Origin of the sequence: Acidovorax sp. CCYZU-2555 (assembly GCF_018413525.1) — a bacterium.
Taxonomy (GTDB): Bacteria; Pseudomonadota; Gammaproteobacteria; order Burkholderiales; family Burkholderiaceae_C; genus Comamonas.
The window spans coordinates 1-19,251 of record NZ_JAHCDD010000058.1; the positions used below are offsets into that span (position 1 = coordinate 1).

The following is a 19,251-nucleotide window of genomic DNA, read 5'->3' on the forward strand; positions in this document are numbered from 1 at the left end:
CGTTGCTGCGAGCTTTCAGTTCTGGTCGATCGCGATCTGCACGCAGATGGTGCGGCACATCTGCACGACTTTCTCGTTGGCGATGAAATAGTAGATGCTCACGCCTTCGCGCCTGCGCCCCAGAATGCCGGCCTGGTACAGCGTATTGAGATGCTGGGACATGTTGGGCTGGGTGGTCGTGATCTCGGCGCGCAGCTCCGAGACGTTCTTCTCGCCATTGCACAGCGCGCTGATGATCTTCAGCCGCATGGGCGCGGCCATGGCCTTGAAAAGCTCGGCGGCACTTTCAAAGACGCTGTCGTCTTCAATCTCTGGCGAATTCATGGTGAAAGCCTACTCCTGGGCAAACGATAGCGACCTGGTGCGATCAAGGAAGTCTATCGGAAACCGCGCTGCGCCTTCAGGCGATATCGAGCATGGGAATCAAGGCTTTGAGCTTGTTCATCGCCGACTCGCCCTCGATGGCATCCAGATCGGCCAGCGGTTCCGAATCGTCGACCAGCACATAAGCCATGGACCAGTTTCTGAACATGCGTTCTTCCATGCGTTCGCCCTGGTGCTGCAGCCTGAATTCGACATGCCGCGGGTCCGTGGCAATGACCGTGACCAAGCCCGTCACCGCTTGTTTGGGGCCTTCGAGATACTGGAAAAAACGCTGGCCATCGAACACCAGAATGCCGGTGATCTCATGGTCCTTGTTGAAGCCGCGCGCGGTCTTGACGATGTCGGCAACGCAGCTGATGGGGGCGCTGGGGGCGAGCTGGCTATGGTAGAGAATGCAATACAGATTGGAATTCAAGGCGACCTTTGGTGGGGATTTCGGGCGATTTCTGCGCGCCCGCTCATCGGCAAGGGGCGCGCAGGTATCCATGATAAAGCCTTCTTTTTGCTTGATCTGTTGTTTTATACAGTTGTTTCAATTTCGCTCAGGCGCGCGGCATGCGTTTGCCGGTACACGGGATGGCGCCGGCACAGCGCCACCACCTGGGGGCGCACGCGCTCGCGCACCGCGGTCTGCGTGGCGGCGTCGGCTTCGAGCGCATCGAGCACGTCGCACAGCCAGCCCGCGAGCTGCTCGCACTCGGCCACGCCGAAGCCGCGCGTGGTCACGGCGGGCGTGCCTATGCGCAGGCCCGAAGTGACGAAAGGCGAGCGCGGGTCATTGGGTACCGAATTCTTGTTCGCGGTGATGTACGCCGCGCCCAGCGCGGCATCGGCGTCTTTGCCCGTATAGGGCTTGGCCGACAGATCGATCAGCATCAGATGGTTGTCGGTGCCGCCCGAGACAATCTTGTAGCCGCGCTGCTGCACCGCCGCGGCCATGGCGCGCGCATTGGTCACCACCTGGCGCTGGTAGGTCTTGAACGCGGGCTGCAAAGCCTCTTTGAACGCCACGGCCTTGGCCGCGATCGCCTGCATCAGCGGGCCGCCCTGGATGCCGGGGAAGACCGCGGAGTCGAGCTTGCGGTAGAACGCCGGGTCCTGGCCCTTGGCCAAAATGATGCCGCCGCGCGGCCCGCGCAGCGTCTTGTGCGTGGTGCTGGTCACCACATGCGCGTGGGGCAGCGGGTTCGGGTATTCGCCCGCGGCCACCAGGCCGGCGACATGGGCCATGTCGACCCAGAACATCGCGCCCACCTTGTCGGCGATGGCGCGCATGCGCGCCCAGTCCTTGTGGCGCGAATAGGCCGAGAAGCCGCCGATCAGCATGCGCGGCCGGGTTTCGAGCGCGATGCGTTCCATCGCCTCGTAGTCGATCAGCCCCGTCACCGGGTCCAGGCCATACGGCACGGCCTTGTAATGCCGGCCCGAGAAGTTCGACGGGTTGCCATGCGTCAGGTGGCCGCCCTGGGCCAGGTTCATGCCCATCACCGTGTCGCCGGGCTGGGCCAGCGCGAGGAATACCGCGGCATTCGCCTGGGCGCCCGCATGCGGCTGCACATTGGCGTAGTCGCAGTCGAACAGCGTCTTGAGGCGTTCTATCGCCAGGCGTTCGGCGACATCGACATGCTCGCAGCCGCTGTAGTAGCGCTTGCCCGGATAGCCTTCGGCGTACTTGTTGGTGAACACCGAGTTCTGCTGGGCCAGCACCAGCGGGCTCGCATAGTTCTCGGACGCTATCAGTTCGGCATGGTCTTCCTGGCGCCGTTCTTCGTGGGCGACGGCCTGCGCGAGTTCTGGGTCGAAAGCGTCAATGGTCAGGGCGGAGTCATACATGGCAGAGAACCTTTTCTGGGGAATTTGGGCAGCGGCGGCGCGCTGAAAGCAACTGGGCGATGCGCGCCACGATGGCGTCGATCTGGCGTTCGTCGCAGATGAGCGGCAGCAGCAGGCGAATCACGCTGCACTGGGTCACGGTGATCAGCAACTGCTGCATGCACTGCGTCTATGTCGTCATAAGGCAGGCGCGCAAAGCCCGGCAGCAATGGCGCGAAGCCCGCGTGCCGTTCGGGATTGCCCGTGGCCGCCTGCGCGGCGATCGCGGCGGCAATTTCGGGGTGGGCATGGCCCAGGCTGGTCACGGCAACGTCGGCGATGGCGTCCAGGTATTCGGTGCCCTGGGCGTCCCATAGCTGCGCGCCGCTGCCGCGCACAAAGGAGACCGGTTGGCGCGCATAGGCGCGCATCAGGTGGGGCGAGGTCGTGGTCATGGGGTCGAATGCGTGGATCAAGTGGGGGCGGGTTCATCGAGCCCGTCGAGCCAGGCGGCGAACACCGCTTGCGCGGCGCGCGGCAAGTCCCATTGCAGGGAAAGCGCCGCGGCGCGCAGGGCGCGCGGGTCGATTCCCGCCTGGGCGAGTTCGCAGGCATGGCCCAGCAGCCAGCGTTCCATGCGCGCCGGGTCGGCTTCGAGATGGCATTGCAGCGCGAGGACATTGCGCCCCAGGCTGAACGCCTGGTGGTCGCAGACGGGCGTGGCCGCGAGCCGCGTCGCGCCCGCGGGTATCTCGAAGCGGTCGCCATGCCAGTGCAGCACCGGCACATCGCCCAGCGCGGCCAGCGCCGAGCCCTGGCCCGCGGTCGTGAGCGCCAGCGGCGCAAAGCCGATTTCCTTGACGCCCATGCTTTTCACTGCGGCGCCCAGCGCACGCGCGATCAGCTGCGCTCCCAGGCAGATGCCCAGCAGCGGGCGGCGGCTTTGCAGCCGCTGGCGAATCAGTGCGAGTTCGTCGGCCAGAAACGGATAGAGGGCTTCATCGAACGCGCCTATGGGCCCGCCCAGCATGACCAGCAGATCGGCGCCGGCGATGTCTGCCGCGCGCAAATCGTCGCTCGCGGCGTCCAGATAGCGCAGCGCATAGCCGCGCGCGGCGAGCAGGGGGGCCAAGGTTCCGAGGTCTTCGAAATCCAGATGGCGCAGGGCGATGGCGGTTTTCATGCGGGGGTCTCCTGGGGGCGGGGTTGGTCTGGCCAGTAATGGCTGTCGGGCAGGGGGCGGGCGCCGAAAATCGCCTGGCCCACGCGCACCACGGTCGCGCCTTCCTCGATCGCGATCTCGAAGTCGCCCGACATGCCCATGGACAATTCATCGAGCGCCAGTCCCGTGGGCAGGTCCTGGCGCAGGCGCGCGCGCAGTTGGCGCAGCCGCACAAAGCACTGGCGCACGCGCTCGGCGTCGCTGGAAAACAGCGCCAGCGTCATCAGCCCGCGCACGCGCAGCGCCGGAAATGCGGGCAGGGCCTGAATGAAGTCGGACACCTGTTCGGGCGCCAGCCCGTACTTGCTGGCTTCGCCCGAGGTGTTGACCTGCACGAAGACGTCGAGCGAACGGCCTTCGGCTTGCAGCCGGCGCTCCAGCGCTTCGGCCAGTCGCAAACTGTCTAGCGCCTGGAACTCGCTGGCAAAACGCGCGACCAGCCTGGCCTTGTTGGTCTGCAAATGGCCTATCACCGACCATTGCAGATCGCCCAGGTCCTGCAGCGCCTGCCATTTGCCATGCGCTTCCTGCACCTTGTTTTCGCCCAGCATGCGGCAGCCGGCCGCATGCGCCAGGCGCAGGCTGGACGCGGGCTTGGTCTTGCTCACTGGCAGCAGGCGCACGCCGGCCGGGTCGCGGCCCGCGCGGCGGCAGGCGGCGGCGATGCGCGCCTGCACCGCCGCCAGATTGCGCTCGAAGTCCGGCACCGTAAGGGCTTCGGGATAGAGGCCGTGCTGCGCATGGCGGGTGGGGGTGTCGTCGGGCAGGGTCATGTCAGTTCGCTTCCTTGGGCAAAGATGCGCTGGCGCGCGCGGGCCAGCGGCCGTTGAGCAGGGCATGGGCCGCCTGGAAAACCAGAATGAACGTGCCGCCGTAGTTGACGATGACCGAGATCAGGCCGGCGACAACGGGGTGGAGCAGATCGTTCCAACGAGCAGAAGAGGGGGGAGAGACACAGGACATGGCCGGGAGCTGCTGAAACAGGAAAACAGGAATAGGGCGTAAAAAACTATAGTTTTGAAATGGCCTGATACTCCATGCCACTTTTCTATAGAGATACAGACCAATTGTTCAAGCACGCCCCGCTGGAATCCGTCAAGGCCTGGATCACCGACCCCGCCCACGGCGCCTTGCCACTGCGCGCGCGCGTGCAGCGCGCGATTCGCCAACTGATACTCGATGGCGCGCTGGAAGTGGGCCGGCCGCTGCCGGCTTCGCGCGCGCTCGCCAAGTCGCTGGGTGTGTCGCGCGACACCGTCGAGTCGGCCTATGGCCAGCTCGACGCCGAAGGCTTCATCGAGCGGCGCGTGGGCAGCGGCAGCTTTGTGTCGCAGCGCGCGCAGCGCCTGCCGGGCAGCGGCCAGTCGCCGCCGTTGCAAGGCCGCAGCGCGGCGCGGCTGAGCGCGCGCGGCAGCGCGATGTTCGCGGGCGGCGGCGTGCGCGACTTTCTCGCGCCGCGCGCGTTCGCGCCCGGCGTGCCCGAAACGCGCAGCTTTCCCCTCGCGACCTGGGAGCGGCTGCAGCGCCAGGTGCTCAAGGAATACGGCACGCGCGCGCTGCTGCACAGCCCGCCGCAGGGCATGGAGGCGCTGCGCTGCGCGATCGCCGACCACATCAATCTGGAACGCGGCGCGCGCGCCACGCCCGAGCGCGTGCTGGTGCTGACCAGCTCCCAGCAGGCGCTGACGCTGTGCGCCCAGGTGCTGCTCGATGCGGGCGAGCGCATCTTCATCGAAGACCCGGTCTATCACGGCGCGCGCAAGGCCTTCGACGCCGCGGGCCTGGACTGCGTGCCCGTGCCGCTCGACGACGACGGCCTGTGCGTGGAGCAGCTGCTCGCGGCCAGCCAGGCGAGCGGCGCCGCGCCACGCGCGGTGTTTCTCACGCCATCGCACCAGTTTCCTTCGGGCACCACGCTGTCGCTCGACAGGCGGCTGGCGGTGATCGAATGGGCCAAACAGAACGACAGCTGGATCATCGAGGACGACTACGACAGCGAGTTCCATTACGCGGGCAAGCCCACGTCCTGCGTTCAGGGGCTGGATGCGCACGCGCGCACGCTTTACATAGGCACGTTCACCAAGTCGATGTTTCCCGGGCTGCGCATTGGCTACCTGCTGCTGCCGCCGGCGCTGGTCGCGCCCATGACCGTGGCGCGCACGCTGCTCGACGGCCACAGCGCGCCGATTCCCCAGCTCACGCTCGCGCGCTTCATCGAAGGCGGGCATTTCGGCGCCCATGTGCGCAGCATGCGCGCGGTCTATGCGCAGCGGCGCGACGTGCTCGCGCGGCTGGTGCGCGAACACCTGTCCGAGTATGTGACGCCGCGCGTGCCGGCCGGCGGCATGCAGATGCCTTGCGTGTTCGTTCGCGACCTTCCCGAGCGCGCAGCGGTGGACGCCGCGCGCCGCGCGGGCATCGATCTGCAAGGCCTGTCGGCGCTGCACGCCTCGGGCCGGCAGGGCGCGGGTTTTCTGATGGGCTTTGCCGCGCATGCGCCGCATGAACTCGAAAGCGCCGTCAGAACCTTGGCCAAGGTGCTGGCGGCGCTGTGAGCGGTGATCGCTCTTTAGCCGCTAAAAGGCGTGCCGCCTGATAGCGGCGTTGGCGCGCGTGTTCTATGCTGGGGTTTTCCAACTCTGGAGCAGCCCATGAAAATCAGCGCACGCAATGTTCTCAACGGCAAGATCGTCGGCATCGTCCGTGGCCCCGTCACCACCGAAGTCACGCTGGAAATCGCGCCTGGCGTGCAGATCACATCGACCATCACCAGCAATTCGGCGCAATCGCTGGGCCTCAAGGAAGGCGGCGTCGCCTACGGTGTGATCAAGGCCTCGTCGGTGATGATAGGCGTCGACGACTGAGCGCGCTGCGGCCTCAGCGCATGCGATCGTCCGACAGCGTCGTCGGCAGTTTCGCCAAGCCCTGTTCGAACCAGCCTATGCGCGCGGTGCTGCGCACATCGAGCGCCGGCACATAGGGCTTGATGTCCAGCACCGGCGTGCCGTCGAGCATGTCGTTGCCTTCGAAGTGCAGGCAGTTGCCTTCCACGCGCAGCAGCCGCACGATGGACAGCCCCAGGCGATTGGGCCTTGCGGGCGCACGCGTGGCGAACACGCCATGGCTTTGCGTGTCCATGAACGGAATCACTTCGAGCTTTTCCGTGGCCTGGTGCAGATGGGTGATCAGGAACAGGTACTCGAAGCCTTCGATGTCCCTGAGTCCGGCGGCGTATGCGGGGAATACGTCGAGACAGGCCGGCGCGCCGGCCGCGGCAACGGTCTGTATGGGCATGCCGGTCGTGGTCTTGAACGGGCTGCGCACCACGCCTATGGCGTGTACTTCGATGGGTGAGGGCTGGGGCATGGGAGCTTTTCGTTGGGTGATCGCGCCCGGAAATCAAACCGAGCGGGCTGCTAGGGCATCGGAAACACTTTGTCGCGACTTCGTTATTCCATTTTAGAATAGCGTTTTTCAAAGGACCTGAGATGCACGCTTCTTCCCGCTGGCTCGGTAAAGCCACCCTGATCGCCGCCCTGTCGCTGGGCTCCTTCGCTGTCTACGCGCAGGAAGTCGTGGTCTCGGCCGCTGCCAGTCTGACCAATGCCTTCCAGGCCGTGGGCCAGGCGTTCGAGAAGACCCGTCCCGGCGCCAAAGTCACATTCAACTTCGCGGCCTCCGGCCCGCTGCTGGCGCAAATTCAGCAAGGCGCGCCCGTCGATGTGTTCGCGTCGGCCGACCAGGAAACCATGGACCGCGCGGCCAAGGCCAATCTGCTGGCCGCGGGTTCGCGCGCCGATTTCGCGCGCAACACGCTGGTGTTGATCGTTCCCGCGAGCGCCACGGCCGTGCCGCAAAAGCTCGCCGATCTGGGCGGCGCGGGCTACAAGCGCATCTCCACCGGCACGCCGAGTTCCGTGCCCGTGGGCCGCTACACCATGGCTTCGGTGCAGGAAGCCGGCCTCACGGCCGCGCTCGAATCCAAGTGGATCTACGGCGAAAGCGTGCGCCAGGTGCTGAACTACGTGGCGCGCGCCGAAGTCGACGCCGGCTTCGTCTACCGCACCGACGCGCTGATCGAAAAGGACAAGACGCGCATTGCGCTCACGGTGCCCACGACCACGCCCGTGAGCTACCCCATCGCCCAGGTCGCGAGCAGCAAGAACGCCGCACTGGGCAAGGAATTCATCGCTTTCGTGCGCAGCGACGCCGGCCAGCAGATACTTGACGGTTTCGGCTTCTCCAAGCCCTGACCGGAATCTGCCGCCTTGCTTGCTCCTCTTTGGCTGACTCTCAAGATCGCACTGCTCGCAACGCTGCTGGCCGGTGCGATCGGCATTGCGCTGGGCTGGTGGATGTCGCAGCGGCGCTTCGCCGGCAAGAACTTCGTCGACGCGCTGCTGATGCTGCCCATGGTGCTGCCGCCCACGGTGCTGGGCTACTACCTGATCGTGGTGATAGGGCGCAACGGCGTGCTGGGCCAGTACCTCGACCGCTGGTTCGGCATCAATTTGATGTTCACCTGGCAGGGCGCGGTGATCGCCGCCTCGCTGGTCTCGCTGCCGCTGATCTACAAGGCCGCGCGCGCGGCCTTCGAAGATGTCGACGGCCGCTTTCTGCACGCGGCGCGCACGCTGGGCGCGGGCGAGGCCGAGATCTTTTTGCGCATCGCGCTGCCGCTGGCGGTGCGCGGCATCGCCGCCGGGCTGATGCTGGCGTTCGCGCGCGCCATGGGCGAGTTCGGCGCAACGCTGATGATCGCCGGCAATCTGCCGGGCAAGACGCAGACGCTGTCGATCGCCATCTACGACGCAGTGCAGGCCGGCAACGACGCCCAGGCGCTGTGGCTCACGCTGGTGATCTCCGTGGTCTGCGTGGTGGTGCTGGTGGTCTCGGGCCGGATGCTGCAGGCCAAGCATTGATATGAATCCTGTTCTCGATCTCCACGTACAGACGACGCTGCACTCGCCGGGCCGCAGCTTTGTGCTCGACGCGCGCTTTGTCTCGCAGACCGCGCGCACGGCGCTGATAGGCGCTTCGGGCTCGGGCAAGTCGACGGTGCTGATGGCCATCGCCGGGCTTGCGTCGCAGGTGCGCGGCCATGTGCGCGTGGCGGGCCGGGCGCTGCTCGATAGCGCCAGCGCCATCGACCTGCCCGCGCGCGAGCGCCAGGTGGGCCTGGTGTTCCAGGACTACGCGCTGTTTCCCCACATGACCGTAGAGCAGAACCTGGCCTTCGGCCTGTACCGCCACGGCAAGCGTGCCAGCGACGCCGAACAGGCGCGCATCGATGCGCTGGTGCTGCAGTTCGATCTGCAGGCGCTGCGCGGTGCCTTGCCGCGCTATCTGTCAGGCGGGCAGCGCCAGCGCGTGGCGCTGGCGCGCGCGCTCGCGCCCCAGCCCCAGCTGCTGCTGCTCGACGAGCCGCTGTCGGCGCTCGACACGCAGCTGCGCATACGCCTGCGCGCGGAACTCGCGGAAATGCTCGAACGCGTGCAGGTGCCCACGCTGCTGGTCACGCACGACCCCAGCGATGTGGAAGCGCTGGCGCAGTCGGTGGTGCAGATAGACGCCGGGCGCGTCATCGGCGCGCCGGCCGCCTGAGCCCAGGCTTACTGGTCATTCGCCGCCTGCGCATCGGCGCGCACCGCGGCCTTGCGCTGGTTCTGCAGCCGCTCCCAGGTGACGCGGATATGGCTTTCCATCAGCGTGCGCGCCAGCGCCGCGTTCTGCCGCTCTATGGCGCGCGTGATCGCCTGGTGGTCTTCGAGGCTCTCCGCGAACTCGTCGTCGGAATAGAAGAAGAACGCGCCCGTGACGCGGCGCGTGCTCAGCAGCCCCTGCACCATCTGCGCCAGCCGCGGCGAGCAGGCCGCGCGCACCACGGCTTCGTGGAAGCGCCGGTTGATGTCCTGCATGTCGGAGCGAAAGTCTTCCGAGCCCCCGGTAATCAACTGGCCCATTTCGGCATTGAGTTGCTGCAGGCTCGCGAGGTGCTCGTCGTCGCGGCGCTCGGCGGCCAGCGCCGCGCCATGCGACTCCAGCTGTATGCGCAGATCGAACACTTCGTCGTTGTCACGGTCGGTCCAGGGCGCGACGATCACGCCGCGGTTGGGAACGGCGTTGATGAAGCCGTCCTGCTCCAGCCGCTGGAACGCCGCGCGTATCGGCGTGCGGCTGATGCCCAGCTCTTCCGATAGCGACAACTCCTTGAGCCGGAAGTTGGGCCCGTAGACACCCAGCGTGATGCGCTTGCGCAGCAGCGCGTAGACATCGTCGGCCGAGCCGCGCCGGCTGGCGGGCGCCGTCATGCGCCGGTGGCCACGGGTGCGCCGGGGCGGCGGCTCCAGTCGCTCCAGCTGCCCGCATACAGCCCCGAATCGCCCAGGCCCGCGAGCCGCAGCGCGAAGATGTTGGGCGTGGCGCTGACGCCGCTGCCGCAGTAGTTGACGATTTCCGTGCGGGCGTCGGGCAGCAGCGCCTCGAACTCGGCGCGCAGTTCCTCGGCGGGCTTGAACGTGCCGTCGGCGCGCAGGTTCTGCGAAAACGGGCGGTTGATCGCGCCGGGAATATGGCCGGCGATCGCGTCCATGGGCTCGTGGTCGCCGCGAAAACGGTCGGCGCCGCGCGCGTCGATCAGCACGCGGCCGGCCTCGCCCAGGCGGGCCTGCACTTCATCGGCCGAGACCAGGCGCACCAGCGCGGGCCGCACTTCGAACGGCGTCGCCGCCCTGGCCGGCTCCTCGCCCGAAGCCAGCGCCGCGCCCGCGGCCTTCCAGCCCTGCAGTCCGCCGTCGAGCACCGCCACCTGGTCGTGGCCCAGCCATTGCAGCATCCACCACAGCCGCACGCAGAAGTTGCCGCGGTGGCGGTCATAGACCACCACCAGCGCATCGTTGGCCACGCCCCGGGCCGACAGCCATTGCGCGAACGCTTCGCGCGTGGGCAGCGGGTGGCGCCCGCCCGAAGCGCTTTCGCTGCCATGGCTGCTCAGCGCTTCGCCTATGTCGGCGAACAGCGCGCCGGGAATGTGCTCGTCGAGATAGGCCTTCTTGCCGGCCGAGGCGTCGGACAGCTCGTAGCTGCAGTCGAACACCACGACCTGGCTGCCGTCGGACAGTGCGGTCTGCAGTTGCTGGGGGGTGATCAGAAGCGAGGTGGTCATGTCTTTTTGTCCTTGGATTGTTCTCATTCTCTCCGCTTTGCCGGCAGCGACTTTGACATTTTTCGCTTATGCATAGACGAAAAACCTTCTTAGTGAAAAAACAATCTAGAAACAAAATTGCGGCCTACTTTGTTTTGAAAGATGGATTCCATGGCCCAACAACAACTCGGCTGGCGCATTCAAACCGACTTCGTGCGCATTCCCGAAGCACTTGCTGCAACAGCGCGCGACATTCCCACGGCCGTCATCGGCGACGTGTCGCACCGTCTGTTCAGCTTTCCCGGCGGCTTTCGCAATTACTCGGCGCGTGCGCTGCGCGCCGCCGGCCCGGCGTTCACGGTGCGCGTGCGCCCCGGTGACAACCTGTTCCTGCACAAGGCGCTCGACATCGCCTTGCCCGGCGACGTGATCGTCGTCTCCGGCGGCGGCGTGCTCGACAACGCGCTGCTGGGCGAAATGATGGGCCGCTACGCGGTCTCGCGCGGCATCGCCGGCATCGTCATCGACGGCGCGGTGCGCGACATCGAAGGCCTGGCCGAGCTGCCGATTCCTGTCTATGCGCGCGGCGTCACGCCCAACGGCCCGTTCAAGTCCGGCCCGGGCGAAATCGGCTACCCCATCGCCGCGGGCAATGTGTCGGTGTCTTCGGGCGATCTGGTCGTCGGCGACTCCGACGGCGTGATCGTGCTGCCGCGCGCCGACGCCGCGCCCGTGATCGACAAGGCGCTGGCCCATGTCGCCACCGAAGCGCTGTGGATAGAGCAGATCGCCGCCGGCACCTGGCCGCGCGGCTGGGTCGACCAGGCGATCGCGCAAGGCAGCTGAAGCCGGCCTTGCCGCACGCGGGCCGTGGCGGGCCCGCGCCTTACCCCCTTCCTCTTCAAAGTTCACATGACGAAAATTTCCCTGGGCGCCAAGCGCCTGCTTGCGGCGGCCCTGGTGTCGCTGCTGTCCGCCGGCACGCTCGCGGCCAGCTTTCCCGAAAAGCCCATCATCCTGATCGTGCCGCAATCGCCGGGCTCGGTCGCCGACATCATGGCGCGCCTGGTGGGCAAGGCGCTGGGCGAGCAGCTCGGCCAGTCGGTGGTGGTTGAAAACCGCGCGGGTGCGAGCGGCATCATCGGCGCCCAGGCCGTGGCGCGCGCCCGGCCCGACGGCTATACGCTGCTGATAGGCTCGGTCAGCACCCACGGCCTGCTGTCTGGCACCGAGAAGAACCTCGCCTACGACCCGGTCAAGGACTTCGCGCCTATCTCGCAGCTCAACGACTCGCCGCTGGCGCTGGTCGTGAACCCGGCGTCGGGCATCAATACGCTGTCGGAGTTCGTCGCCGCGGCCAAGGCCCAGCCCGGGCACCTGAGCTATGCGTCGGCCGGCAATGGCAGCGGCTCGCGCTTCACCATCGAGCTGCTGCGCATGCAGGCCAAGCTCGACATGATCCATGTGCCTTACCGCAGCCCCATGGAAGCCGTGCGCGCCGTGGTCGCAGGCGAAGGCTCGATTGCCTCGCCGTCGATTCCCAGCGTTCCCGACCTGATTCGCGCCGGCCGCCTGCGCGCGCTGGCCGTGACCGGCGACAAGCGCTCGTCGCTGCTGCCCGATGTTCCCACCACGGCCGAAGCGGGCTACCCCAGCGTGGTGTTCACCAGCTGGACCGGACTGTTCGCGCCCGCGGGAACGCCCCAGCCCGTGGTCGAGAAAATCAACCAGGCCGTGCGCAAGGCGCTCAAGGATCCGAGCGTGGTCAAGGGCATAGAAGAGGGCGGCGCGAGCGTGGTCAGCAATTCGCCCGCGGCCTTCGCCAGCTTTGTGCGCGCCGAAGTGCAGAAATGGACCAAGGCCGCGCAGGACGCGGGCATTCGGTCCGAGTGAGGGCCGGGCGTCAGACCGCCGCCGCGCACTTTCAGCGCCCGGCGTCGCCCGGCAGCAGCAGGATCTTGCCCACATTGAGACCCGATTCCATGCGGGCGTGCGCCTGCGCGGCCTGGTCCAGCGGGTAGCTGCTGTCGATCACGGCGCGCAGGGTGCCGTCGGCCAGCGCACGCAGCCATTGCTGGGCAAAGCGCTGCACCATGGCCTGCTTCACCTCGGGCGGGCGCGTCTTCATCACCGTGCCGAAGATCTGCAGATGGCGATAGAGCACGGCGTCCATGGGCAAGGTGGCGCCCGCGGCGCCGCCGAGCAGCCCCACGGACACCATGCGCCCGCCGAACGCCAGCGAACGCACATTGCGCTCCAGATACGGCGCGCCTATGAAGTCGATCACCACGTCCACGCCCTTGCCGTCCGTGGCCTGGGCGACCACGGCCGCGAAGTCCTCGCTGCGGTGGTCTATCACCACGTCGGCGCCGAAGCCGCGCACGGCTTCGCCCTTTTCGCCGCTGGCCGTGGCGAACACGCGCGCGCCGAAAGCATGGGCCAGCTGCACCGCCGCCGAGCCCACGCCGCCTGCCGCCGCATGAATGAGCACCGACTCGCCGGCCTGCAGCCGCGCCAGGTGGAACAGCGCTTCGTGCGCGGTGACGAACACTTCGGCCACGGCGCCGGCGTCGATCAGGCTCAGGCTCGCCGGCACATGCATGGCCATGCGGTGATCGATGCGCGAGATCTCCGCATAGGCGCCGCCGCCGACGATGCCCATGATGCGGTCGCCCACGGCAAAGCCGCTGACTTCGGCACCGACTTCGATCACGGTGCCCGCAATCTCCAGGCCCGTGGTGTCGCCATCGCCAAAGTGGGCGCGTCCATAGGCGCCCTTGCGGTGCAGGACGTCGGCGCGATTGACGCCTATCGAAGCGTTGCGCACCAGCAGATCATTCGGGCGCACTTCGGGCAGCGCGAGCTCGCGGCTGACCAGCACTTCGGGGCCGCCGAAGTCGTCGAAAACAATGGCTTGCATGGTCTGCTTTTTCGCAGCGGTGGCGGAGTTCAAAACGGTGGACATAGGCGTCTTTCCTGAAACGGGTGAATGCCTTGAAGGTTACGCCGTTGACAGACCTTTGAAATGCAGCGATTTCGCTCTACAGTGATGCAAATCTGCATCACTCCATGGCCTATGAACTGGGACGACACCCGCATCTTTCTCGCGCTGACGCGCTCGCCCTCCCTGCGCTCGGCGGCGCGCAGCCTGGGCGTGGACCAGGCCACGGTGGGCCGGCGCCTCAACGCGCTGGAAGCGGAACTCGGCGCCAAGCTGTTCCTGCGTTCCAAGGACGGCTATCTGCTCACCGCGGCCGGCGAAGTCGCGCTGTCCGCCGCGCGGCGCATGGAAAGCGCGGCGCTGGACCTGCGCAGCAAGATAGAAGGCCAGGACGAGAACCCCGGCGGCCTGGTGCGCGTGACCAGCACCGACTCGATCGCCATCGACCTGCTGCTGCCCGCGATAGAACGCCTGCAGGCGCACTGGCCGAACATCCGCGTCGACCTTGAAGTCTCGACCCAGCTGCTGAGCCTGAGCCGCCGCCAGGTCGACATCGCGTTTCGCAATGTGCGCCCCGACACACCCGACCTGGTGGTGCGCCGCGTGGTCTCGTGGCCCGTGGGCCTGTTCGCGAGCCAGGCCTACCTGGACCGCTTTGGCGCGCCCCTTGCCGACGACGAACTGCGCGGCCACCACCTCGTCGCCTACGGCCCTCATCTGGAGCGCGAGCCTTTCCTGACCATGGCCGGCGTGCCCGCGCGCCAGGCGCGCGTGGCGATGGGCGTGAGCTCCAGCCTGCTGACGCGCAAGGCCGTGGCCGCGGGCGTGGGCCTGGGCGAAATGCCGCTGTGGATGGGCGAGCGCGAAGGCCTGGTGCGCATCTGGCCCCAGCGCCGGCGCGCCAACGACTACGAAGTCTGGCAGGTGATGCACCCCGATCTGCAGCGCACGGCCAGGGTCAGGGCGACGGCGGAGTTCCTGTCGGCGGCGATCGAAGCGCAGTAACGGGGGCGGGGCAGCGCGATCCGAGGCAGAATGCTGCAGCACCGCACCCAAGGGAACCCATGGCCAAGAAAGCCCTGATAGTCATCGATGTCCAGCAAGGCCTTTTCGCCACGCAGCCCGCGCCGTTCGAGGCCGCGCAGATCATCGAGCGCATCAACGCGCTCGCGCGCCGTGCGAGGGCGGCGAACACGTCGGTGCTATGGGTGCAGCACGAAAACGACGGGGCATTGAGGTTCCAGTCGCCGGGCTGGCAGCTGGATGCAGGCCTTGATGTGCACGCCAGTGATGTGCTGGTCAGAAAGAAGACGCCCGACGCCTTTCATGGAACCGATCTTGGCGAAGTGCTTGAACGTCTGGGCATCGACTCCCTGGCCGTAGCCGGCTACGCGTCGGAGTTTTGCGTGGACGCCACCGTGCGCCGCGCCGCGGCGCTGGGCTACCCCGTGGAAGTGGTCGCCGATGCACACACCACCCATGACAAGGCGCATGCGTCGGCGGCGATGATTCGCACCCATCACAATGCGACGCTTTCGAATATCACCAGCTTCGGCCCCAAGATTTCGGCCGTGCCGTCCGACGAATTGGGCTTCGCCTAGCGGCCGCGGCCGGCCTTTCGCCCATAATTTCGCGCACTCGCACCAACGACCGGAGAACCCATGGCGCACCAGTATGTCTCGAACATCGTCTGGACCGGCAACCGCGGTGAAGGCACCTCGGGTTACCGTTCCTATGATCGAACCTGGGACATCGCCATTGCCGGCAAGCCGGTGATCCATTGCTCGAACGATCCCTTGCTGGGCGGCGATCCGGCCAAGATGAATCCCGAGGACCTGTTGCTCTGCGCCTTGTCCGCCTGCCACATGCTGTGGTACCTGCATTACGCGGCCGTGGACGGCGTGGTGGTCACGCGCTATGAGGACCAGCCCATGGGCCTGGGTGAGGTCGGCCCGGGCGGTGCAGGGCGGTTCACATCGGCCGTTCTGCGCCCCCACATTGTTCTTCGCAGCGGCAGCGACGAGGCCGTGGCCCGCGCCATCCATGGCAGGATTCACGCAGTCTGCTTCATCGCGCGCTCCGTGAATTTTCCCGTGACCTGCGAGCCCACGTTCAGCTTCGCTGATTGAGTGGGCCGGGGCAACACGCCCTTCAGTTGATTCCCAGGGCCGACTTCATCGCATTCCAGGCCGCCCCGTTCAGTCGCACTGAATAGCTGACGGCCTGGCCTTCATCGCCAATGGCTGCGGGCTCGCGGAACACGAACACATTGCCGTCGTATTCCGTATAGCCGCGGGCCTCGCCCTGCGCAAACGCCTTGCCGGGGAAATCGGCGAAGTTCAGCAGGCGCACGCCTTTGACGGTGGAGATGCTGTATGCGCTTTGCGAATGCGCGCTGCAGCTGCCCAGATCGGACGAGGCCGGCGCAGTGGCTACGCAGCGGTAGAACTGGGCGGTGGCGGCGTCCACGAAGGCCACGCGCAGCACATGGCTGGCGTCGACGGCACCGGCCGCGCCGACGGTGGTGGCCTGCACCGAGGCCGGCGTCGACAGATTCACAGCGCTGGCCGGGCGCGCGGAGATCATGGACTCCAGAGTGGCGAAATCGAAACGGTCGGCGGCCGTGTTGGCGATGAATGCCGGCGATCGATTCATCTGCACCGATACCACGGCGTGCGCCAGCGCATCGGTGGGCAGTCTGGTATTGCCCAGCACGGAGGGGTTCATCTCGATGGAGCGCTCATGGCGTATGGCGCGCTCATCGAGCGCGGCGATTCCGGCGCGCACGGTGTTCACGGCCTCGTCCATGGGCTTGCCACCGATGTACAGCGTCCTGTACAGGAAGGTCAGGAACGTGGTCGACTCGTTGCACAGCAAGTTGAGCGCCGGGCTGCCCACCGTTGTCAGGTCGGGCCAATAGGTATCGCAGCGTGTCCAGCCTCTGCTGGTCAGCGTGACAGAGGGGTACAAGGCCTCGGCGGTGATGTCCACTCCGTTGGACTTGCCGGCCCGTGTCTTGAAGTGGCGGACATAGCCGTTGCCTGGGAACACGCCGTCGGACTTGCGCTCGTAGGCCACATAGTTGCCGGCATCGCGGTAATCGAGAAATTCCAGGTGATGGGACGGCACGGCTGGCGCGCCGCTTCTGAGCACCTCGAGGTCGGCGTCCAGTTCCAGCGCGTGGGCTACGACCTTGGCTGCGCTGAGCGCCGTATGGAACCGCAGGACCGGGTCGGCGCCGCGATCGCCCTGGTAGTCGTAGAGCTTGTCGACGGTGAGGCGCAATTGGCGCGCCACGACGCGCTCGGCCATGTCCAGTGCAATGTTCCTGGAGACGGCCGTTTGCACCAGCGTGGTCAACGGGTTGATCTGGGCGGCTTTGCCGGCAGGGGCGAAAAGGTGGAATGTCTTGATCGCAGCCGGGCTGCCGGGCCTGGCCGCATCGACCGATTCGGGCGTCACGCGGGCCAAGACCGGCGCCTTGTTGAAAGCGGCGGCCGCGGCCGCATCGGCGGGCTGGTAGGTGAGGGTGTACTTGCCGTCGCTGCCGGTGGGCGCGGCGCTGGGTTCGGCCGCATCACAGACATCGTTGCCGTTCAGGTCAACGCACACCAAGGCATTGCGCACCGCCTGGTCGATCAGCACCGCGCCCGACAGCGTGATCGCCGGCTCAGGGCTGGCGCCGCCATCAGCGCCACCGTTGCCATCGGCTTCACCGCCGCCTCCGCAGGCATGAAGGCAGGCGATCAGGCTGCACAGCAACAGGGGACGCACAGCGGGCAAGGAGGCGGGGTGCGAAGCGAAGTGCATGCGGTGGGTCCTGAAGTGGTCGTGACAGGCAAATTCTATTGCCGGAACACAAAAACTCGCGACCTGCAACCAAAGCAAAGAAACTTCGGGCTATCGTTTTCATGACCGAACCGGCGGCATCTCACTGATTGATGGGTACGGGCGAGATGCCGCCATGGATCGACCCGCGGCGTTTCAGTTGATGCCCAGCGCCGACTTCATGGCATTCCAGGCCGTGCCGTTCAGGCGCACGGAATAGGTGACGGCCTGGCCTTCATCGGCAATGGCTGCGGGCTCGCGGAAAACGAACACATTGCCGTCGTACTCCGTATAGCCGCGTGTCACGCCCTGTGCAAAGGCCTTGCCGGGGAAGTTGGCGAAGTTCAGCAGGCGCACGCCATTGACCGTGGAGATGCTGAACGCGCTTTGCGAATGCGCCACGCAGGTGCCCAGGTCTGTGTACGCCGGCGCGGTGGATTCGCAGCTGTAGAACTGGGCGTTGGCGGCGTCCACGAAGGCCAGGCGCAGGATGTGGCTGGCGTCGACCAGACCCGCCCCGCCGACCGTGGTGGCGCGCACGGTGGCTGGCGTGGCCAGATTCACGGCGCTGGCCGGGCGGTTGGCAATCATGATGTCCAGGGTCGGGAAGCCGAACCGGTCGGCTGCCGTGTTGTTGATGAATGCGGGCGAGCGGTTCAACTGCACCGAAACAACGGTGTTGGCCTGCGCGCCGACCGGGAAGGTGGCCGTGCCCAGCACGCTGGGGTCCATCTCGATGGAGCGGTCGTGGCGAATCGCCTGGGCATCCAGCGCGGCATCTCCGGCGCGCAGCGCGGTCACGGCCTCGGCCATCGACTTGCCGCCTATGTCCAAGGTCTTGAACGGGAAGTTCAGAAACGCGGTCGACTGGTTGCATGCCAGGAGGCGGTTCGGGGTGCCCAGCGTGGTCAGGCGCGGCACTGCGGTGTCGCAGCGCGTCCAGCCGTTGCTGGTCAGAGTGACCGAGGGAAACAAGGCTTCGGGCGCAGTGGCCAGGCCGCCGGTCTTGCCGGCCCGCGTTTCGATCTGCTGGACATAGCCATCGGCCTGGAGCACGCCATCGGACTTGCGCTCGCGGGCCGCATAGTTGTCGGCGCTGCTGTAGTTGAGAAAGCCCAGCTGATGGGACGCCACGGCCGCCGCGCCAGGTGCCACCACCTTCAGGGGAACGCCCAGCTCCAGCGCATAGGCCGTGACCTTGGCTGCGGTGCGCGCTGTATCGGGCAGCACGGCGCTGCTGGAGGCAGGGTCGCCCTGGTAGTCGTAGAGTTTGGCGACACTTATGCCGAGCTGGCGCGCCACCGCGGCCTCGGCCGCTTCGCGCGCCATTCCGCCCGCGATGCCCGCTTGCACCAGCGTGGTCAGCGGGGTGATCTGGGCGGCTTTTCCTGCGGGCGCAGACAGCTGGAATGCCTTTGTCGTGGCGCTGCTCCCAGGGGCTGCAGCGTCCGCCGACTCGGGCGTCACGCGGGCAATCACGGGCGCCTGATTGAACGCGGTCGCCGCCGCGGCATCGGCGGGTTGGTAGGTCAGGCTGTACTTGCCGTCAGCGCCGGTAACGGCTGCGACGGGCTCTGCAGTGTCACAGGCCGCATTGGCGTTCAGGTCCACGCACACGGAGGCGTTGCGCAGGGCCTGATCGATGAATACCGCGCCCGACAGCGTGATGGCCGGCTCGGCGACTACGCCGCCGCCGCCACCGGCGCCGGCGCCGCTGCTGTCATCGGAGCCGCCACTGCCCCCGCAGGCGTACAGGCTGGCGATCAGGCCGCACAGCAACAGGGGACGCATGGCGGGCAATGAGGTGGGGTGTGGCGTGAAGGGCATGGTGTTGTTCCAGGAGAGGGGAGTTACACGCAAACTCTATTGTTCAAACACAACAAACAAAATGATGCAATTGCACTATGCTGATACCGCGCG

The 19,251-nt window shown here is 66.7% G+C and carries 22 protein-coding genes and 2 pseudogenes; 10 read left to right on the forward strand and 14 right to left on the reverse strand.

Annotated features, from left to right (window positions below; translation table 11 throughout):
• Positions 1-15 precede the first annotated feature (15 nt).
• From KHY18_RS18765 to KHY18_RS18800, 8 genes and pseudogenes are all read right to left on the reverse strand, one after another.
• On the reverse strand, positions 16-324 hold the full coding sequence (locus KHY18_RS18765) for an ArsR/SmtB family transcription factor (RefSeq protein WP_213303353.1): 309 nt from the start codon (positions 322-324) through the stop codon (positions 16-18).
• A gap of 76 nt (positions 325-400) precedes the next feature.
• Positions 401-799: a BLUF domain-containing protein gene (locus KHY18_RS18770; RefSeq protein ID WP_213303357.1), complete on the reverse strand. Its 399-nt coding sequence runs from the start codon at positions 797-799 to the stop codon at positions 401-403.
• A 104-nt stretch (positions 800-903) separates the two neighbouring features.
• A complete protein-coding gene (gene glyA / locus KHY18_RS18775; protein ID WP_213303359.1) occupies positions 904-2,217 on the reverse strand; it encodes a serine hydroxymethyltransferase in 1,314 nt (437 codons plus the stop codon).
• On the reverse strand, positions 2,210-2,377 hold the full coding sequence (locus KHY18_RS18780; protein ID WP_213303445.1) for a hypothetical protein: 168 nt from the start codon (positions 2,375-2,377) through the stop codon (positions 2,210-2,212). Before KHY18_RS18780 ends, glyA begins: the two co-directional genes overlap by 8 nt.
• Positions 2,346-2,651 (reverse strand): annotated as a pseudogene (locus tag KHY18_RS18785) (aminotransferase class III-fold pyridoxal phosphate-dependent enzyme); the annotation flags it as partial. The pseudogene KHY18_RS18785 and the gene KHY18_RS18780, both read right to left, overlap by 32 nt.
• A gap of 17 nt (positions 2,652-2,668) precedes the next feature.
• Positions 2,669-3,379, reverse strand: a complete 711-nt coding sequence (locus KHY18_RS18790; protein ID WP_213303361.1) for a glutamine amidotransferase — start codon at positions 3,377-3,379, stop codon at positions 2,669-2,671.
• Positions 3,376-4,191, reverse strand: a complete 816-nt coding sequence (locus tag KHY18_RS18795) for a YggS family pyridoxal phosphate-dependent enzyme (RefSeq protein WP_213303363.1) — start codon at positions 4,189-4,191, stop codon at positions 3,376-3,378. The genes KHY18_RS18790 and KHY18_RS18795 overlap by 4 nt, the downstream gene beginning before the upstream one ends.
• 67 nt (positions 4,192-4,258) lie before the next feature.
• Positions 4,259-4,381: pseudogene (locus KHY18_RS18800) on the reverse strand (benzoate transporter); the annotation flags it as partial.
• A gap of 104 nt (positions 4,382-4,485) precedes the next feature.
• Between KHY18_RS18800 and pdxR the strand changes: the two are divergent.
• Both pdxR and KHY18_RS18810 read left to right on the forward strand, forming a co-directional pair.
• Positions 4,486-5,973, forward strand: a complete 1,488-nt coding sequence (gene pdxR / locus KHY18_RS18805; protein WP_213303365.1) for a MocR-like pyridoxine biosynthesis transcription factor PdxR — start codon at positions 4,486-4,488, stop codon at positions 5,971-5,973.
• Between the two features lie 96 nt (positions 5,974-6,069).
• Positions 6,070-6,282 (forward strand): TOBE domain-containing protein, encoded by a 213-nt coding sequence (locus KHY18_RS18810; protein WP_213303367.1) that lies wholly within the window; start codon positions 6,070-6,072, stop codon positions 6,280-6,282.
• A gap of 13 nt (positions 6,283-6,295) precedes the next feature.
• On the opposite strand, the gene tsaA is transcribed toward KHY18_RS18810, so the two are convergent.
• Positions 6,296-6,784 (reverse strand): tRNA (N6-threonylcarbamoyladenosine(37)-N6)-methyltransferase TrmO, encoded by a 489-nt coding sequence (gene tsaA, locus KHY18_RS18815; RefSeq protein WP_213303369.1) that lies wholly within the window; start codon positions 6,782-6,784, stop codon positions 6,296-6,298.
• Positions 6,785-6,906: 122 nt separating this feature from the next.
• Here tsaA and modA point away from each other — a divergent pair, with 122 nt between their 5' ends.
• Genes modA through KHY18_RS18830 form a run of 3 tightly spaced genes read left to right on the forward strand, consistent with a single transcriptional unit; the run spans position 6,907 to position 9,022 of the window.
• Complete coding sequence (gene modA / locus KHY18_RS18820) at positions 6,907-7,671, forward strand: molybdate ABC transporter substrate-binding protein (RefSeq protein WP_213303372.1); 765 nt, start codon at positions 6,907-6,909, stop codon at positions 7,669-7,671.
• Positions 7,672-7,686: 15 nt separating this feature from the next.
• Positions 7,687-8,340, forward strand: a complete 654-nt coding sequence (gene modB, locus KHY18_RS18825; RefSeq protein ID WP_213303374.1) for a molybdate ABC transporter permease subunit — start codon at positions 7,687-7,689, stop codon at positions 8,338-8,340.
• Between the two features lies 1 nt (position 8,341).
• On the forward strand, positions 8,342-9,022 hold the full coding sequence (locus KHY18_RS18830; RefSeq protein ID WP_213303377.1) for an ATP-binding cassette domain-containing protein: 681 nt from the start codon (positions 8,342-8,344) through the stop codon (positions 9,020-9,022).
• A gap of 8 nt (positions 9,023-9,030) precedes the next feature.
• Here KHY18_RS18830 and KHY18_RS18835 read toward each other — a convergent pair whose 3' ends face one another.
• Positions 9,031-9,729, reverse strand: coding sequence for a GntR family transcriptional regulator (locus KHY18_RS18835; RefSeq protein ID WP_213303380.1), 699 nt, complete (start codon positions 9,727-9,729; stop codon positions 9,031-9,033).
• On the reverse strand, positions 9,726-10,583 hold the full coding sequence (locus KHY18_RS18840; RefSeq protein WP_213303383.1) for a sulfurtransferase: 858 nt from the start codon (positions 10,581-10,583) through the stop codon (positions 9,726-9,728). The genes KHY18_RS18835 and KHY18_RS18840 overlap by 4 nt, the downstream gene beginning before the upstream one ends.
• 150 nt (positions 10,584-10,733) lie before the next feature.
• Here KHY18_RS18840 and KHY18_RS18845 point away from each other — a divergent pair, with 150 nt between their 5' ends.
• Together KHY18_RS18845 and KHY18_RS18850 are read left to right on the forward strand one after the other, a co-directional pair.
• The gene (locus KHY18_RS18845; protein ID WP_213303385.1) at positions 10,734-11,408 is read left to right on the forward strand and encodes an RraA family protein; all 675 of its coding nucleotides are present in this window, start codon (positions 10,734-10,736) and stop codon (positions 11,406-11,408) included.
• 66 nt (positions 11,409-11,474) lie between these two features.
• A complete protein-coding gene (locus KHY18_RS18850; protein WP_213303387.1) occupies positions 11,475-12,455 on the forward strand; it encodes a Bug family tripartite tricarboxylate transporter substrate binding protein in 981 nt (326 codons plus the stop codon).
• A gap of 31 nt (positions 12,456-12,486) precedes the next feature.
• Here the strand turns inward: KHY18_RS18850 and KHY18_RS18855 are convergent, their stop codons facing one another.
• A complete protein-coding gene (locus KHY18_RS18855; protein WP_249729228.1) occupies positions 12,487-13,527 on the reverse strand; it encodes an NAD(P)H-quinone oxidoreductase in 1,041 nt (346 codons plus the stop codon).
• 111 nt (positions 13,528-13,638) lie between these two features.
• On the opposite strand from KHY18_RS18855, the gene KHY18_RS18860 reads away from it, so the two are divergent.
• From KHY18_RS18860 to KHY18_RS18870, 3 genes are read left to right on the forward strand one after another with little or no spacing between them, the layout of a single operon-like run.
• Positions 13,639-14,508 carry a LysR family transcriptional regulator gene (locus tag KHY18_RS18860; protein ID WP_213303439.1) on the forward strand — a complete coding sequence of 290 codons (870 nt, stop codon included), beginning with the start codon at positions 13,639-13,641 and terminating at the stop codon, positions 14,506-14,508.
• Between the two features lie 59 nt (positions 14,509-14,567).
• Complete coding sequence (locus KHY18_RS18865; protein WP_213303389.1) at positions 14,568-15,104, forward strand: isochorismatase family protein; 537 nt, start codon at positions 14,568-14,570, stop codon at positions 15,102-15,104.
• Between the two features lie 60 nt (positions 15,105-15,164).
• Positions 15,165-15,632 (forward strand): OsmC family protein, encoded by a 468-nt coding sequence (locus KHY18_RS18870; protein WP_213303391.1) that lies wholly within the window; start codon positions 15,165-15,167, stop codon positions 15,630-15,632.
• 22 nt (positions 15,633-15,654) lie between these two features.
• On the opposite strand, the gene KHY18_RS18875 is transcribed toward KHY18_RS18870, so the two are convergent.
• Both KHY18_RS18875 and KHY18_RS18880 read right to left on the reverse strand, forming a co-directional pair.
• Positions 15,655-17,313 carry a hypothetical protein gene (locus KHY18_RS18875; protein WP_213303393.1) on the reverse strand — a complete coding sequence of 553 codons (1,659 nt, stop codon included), beginning with the start codon at positions 17,311-17,313 and terminating at the stop codon, positions 15,655-15,657.
• A gap of 174 nt (positions 17,314-17,487) precedes the next feature.
• Entirely contained in the window at positions 17,488-19,158 is a 1,671-nt protein-coding gene (locus KHY18_RS18880; protein WP_213303396.1) for a hypothetical protein, read from the reverse strand.
• Positions 19,159-19,251 lie beyond the last annotated feature (93 nt).

Coding starts and splice junctions, on each gene's coding strand:
- KHY18_RS18780 (WP_213303445.1), bottom strand. CDS start 2,377: ATGCAGCAGTTGCTGATCACCGTGACCCAGTGCAGCGTGATTCGCCTG.
- KHY18_RS18835 (WP_213303380.1), bottom strand. CDS start 9,729: ATGACGGCGCCCGCCAGCCGGCGCGGCTCGGCCGACGATGTCTACGCG.
- KHY18_RS18855 (WP_249729228.1), bottom strand. CDS start 13,527: ATGTCCACCGTTTTGAACTCCGCCACCGCTGCGAAAAAGCAGACCATG.
- KHY18_RS18865 (WP_213303389.1), top strand. CDS start 14,568: ATGGCCAAGAAAGCCCTGATAGTCATCGATGTCCAGCAAGGCCTTTTC.
- KHY18_RS18810 (WP_213303367.1), top strand. CDS start 6,070: ATGAAAATCAGCGCACGCAATGTTCTCAACGGCAAGATCGTCGGCATC.
- glyA (WP_213303359.1), bottom strand. CDS start 2,217: ATGTATGACTCCGCCCTGACCATTGACGCTTTCGACCCAGAACTCGCG.
- tsaA (WP_213303369.1), bottom strand. CDS start 6,784: ATGCCCCAGCCCTCACCCATCGAAGTACACGCCATAGGCGTGGTGCGC.
- KHY18_RS18870 (WP_213303391.1), top strand. CDS start 15,165: ATGGCGCACCAGTATGTCTCGAACATCGTCTGGACCGGCAACCGCGGT.
- KHY18_RS18860 (WP_213303439.1), top strand. CDS start 13,639: ATGAACTGGGACGACACCCGCATCTTTCTCGCGCTGACGCGCTCGCCC.
- KHY18_RS18850 (WP_213303387.1), top strand. CDS start 11,475: ATGACGAAAATTTCCCTGGGCGCCAAGCGCCTGCTTGCGGCGGCCCTG.
- KHY18_RS18830 (WP_213303377.1), top strand. CDS start 8,342: ATGAATCCTGTTCTCGATCTCCACGTACAGACGACGCTGCACTCGCCG.
- KHY18_RS18880 (WP_213303396.1), bottom strand. CDS start 19,158: ATGCCCTTCACGCCACACCCCACCTCATTGCCCGCCATGCGTCCCCTG.
- KHY18_RS18845 (WP_213303385.1), top strand. CDS start 10,734: ATGGCCCAACAACAACTCGGCTGGCGCATTCAAACCGACTTCGTGCGC.
- KHY18_RS18875 (WP_213303393.1), bottom strand. CDS start 17,313: ATGCACTTCGCTTCGCACCCCGCCTCCTTGCCCGCTGTGCGTCCCCTG.
- KHY18_RS18790 (WP_213303361.1), bottom strand. CDS start 3,379: ATGAAAACCGCCATCGCCCTGCGCCATCTGGATTTCGAAGACCTCGGA.
- KHY18_RS18765 (WP_213303353.1), bottom strand. CDS start 324: ATGAATTCGCCAGAGATTGAAGACGACAGCGTCTTTGAAAGTGCCGCC.
- KHY18_RS18795 (WP_213303363.1), bottom strand. CDS start 4,191: ATGACCCTGCCCGACGACACCCCCACCCGCCATGCGCAGCACGGCCTC.
- modA (WP_213303372.1), top strand. CDS start 6,907: ATGCACGCTTCTTCCCGCTGGCTCGGTAAAGCCACCCTGATCGCCGCC.
- KHY18_RS18840 (WP_213303383.1), bottom strand. CDS start 10,583: ATGACCACCTCGCTTCTGATCACCCCCCAGCAACTGCAGACCGCACTG.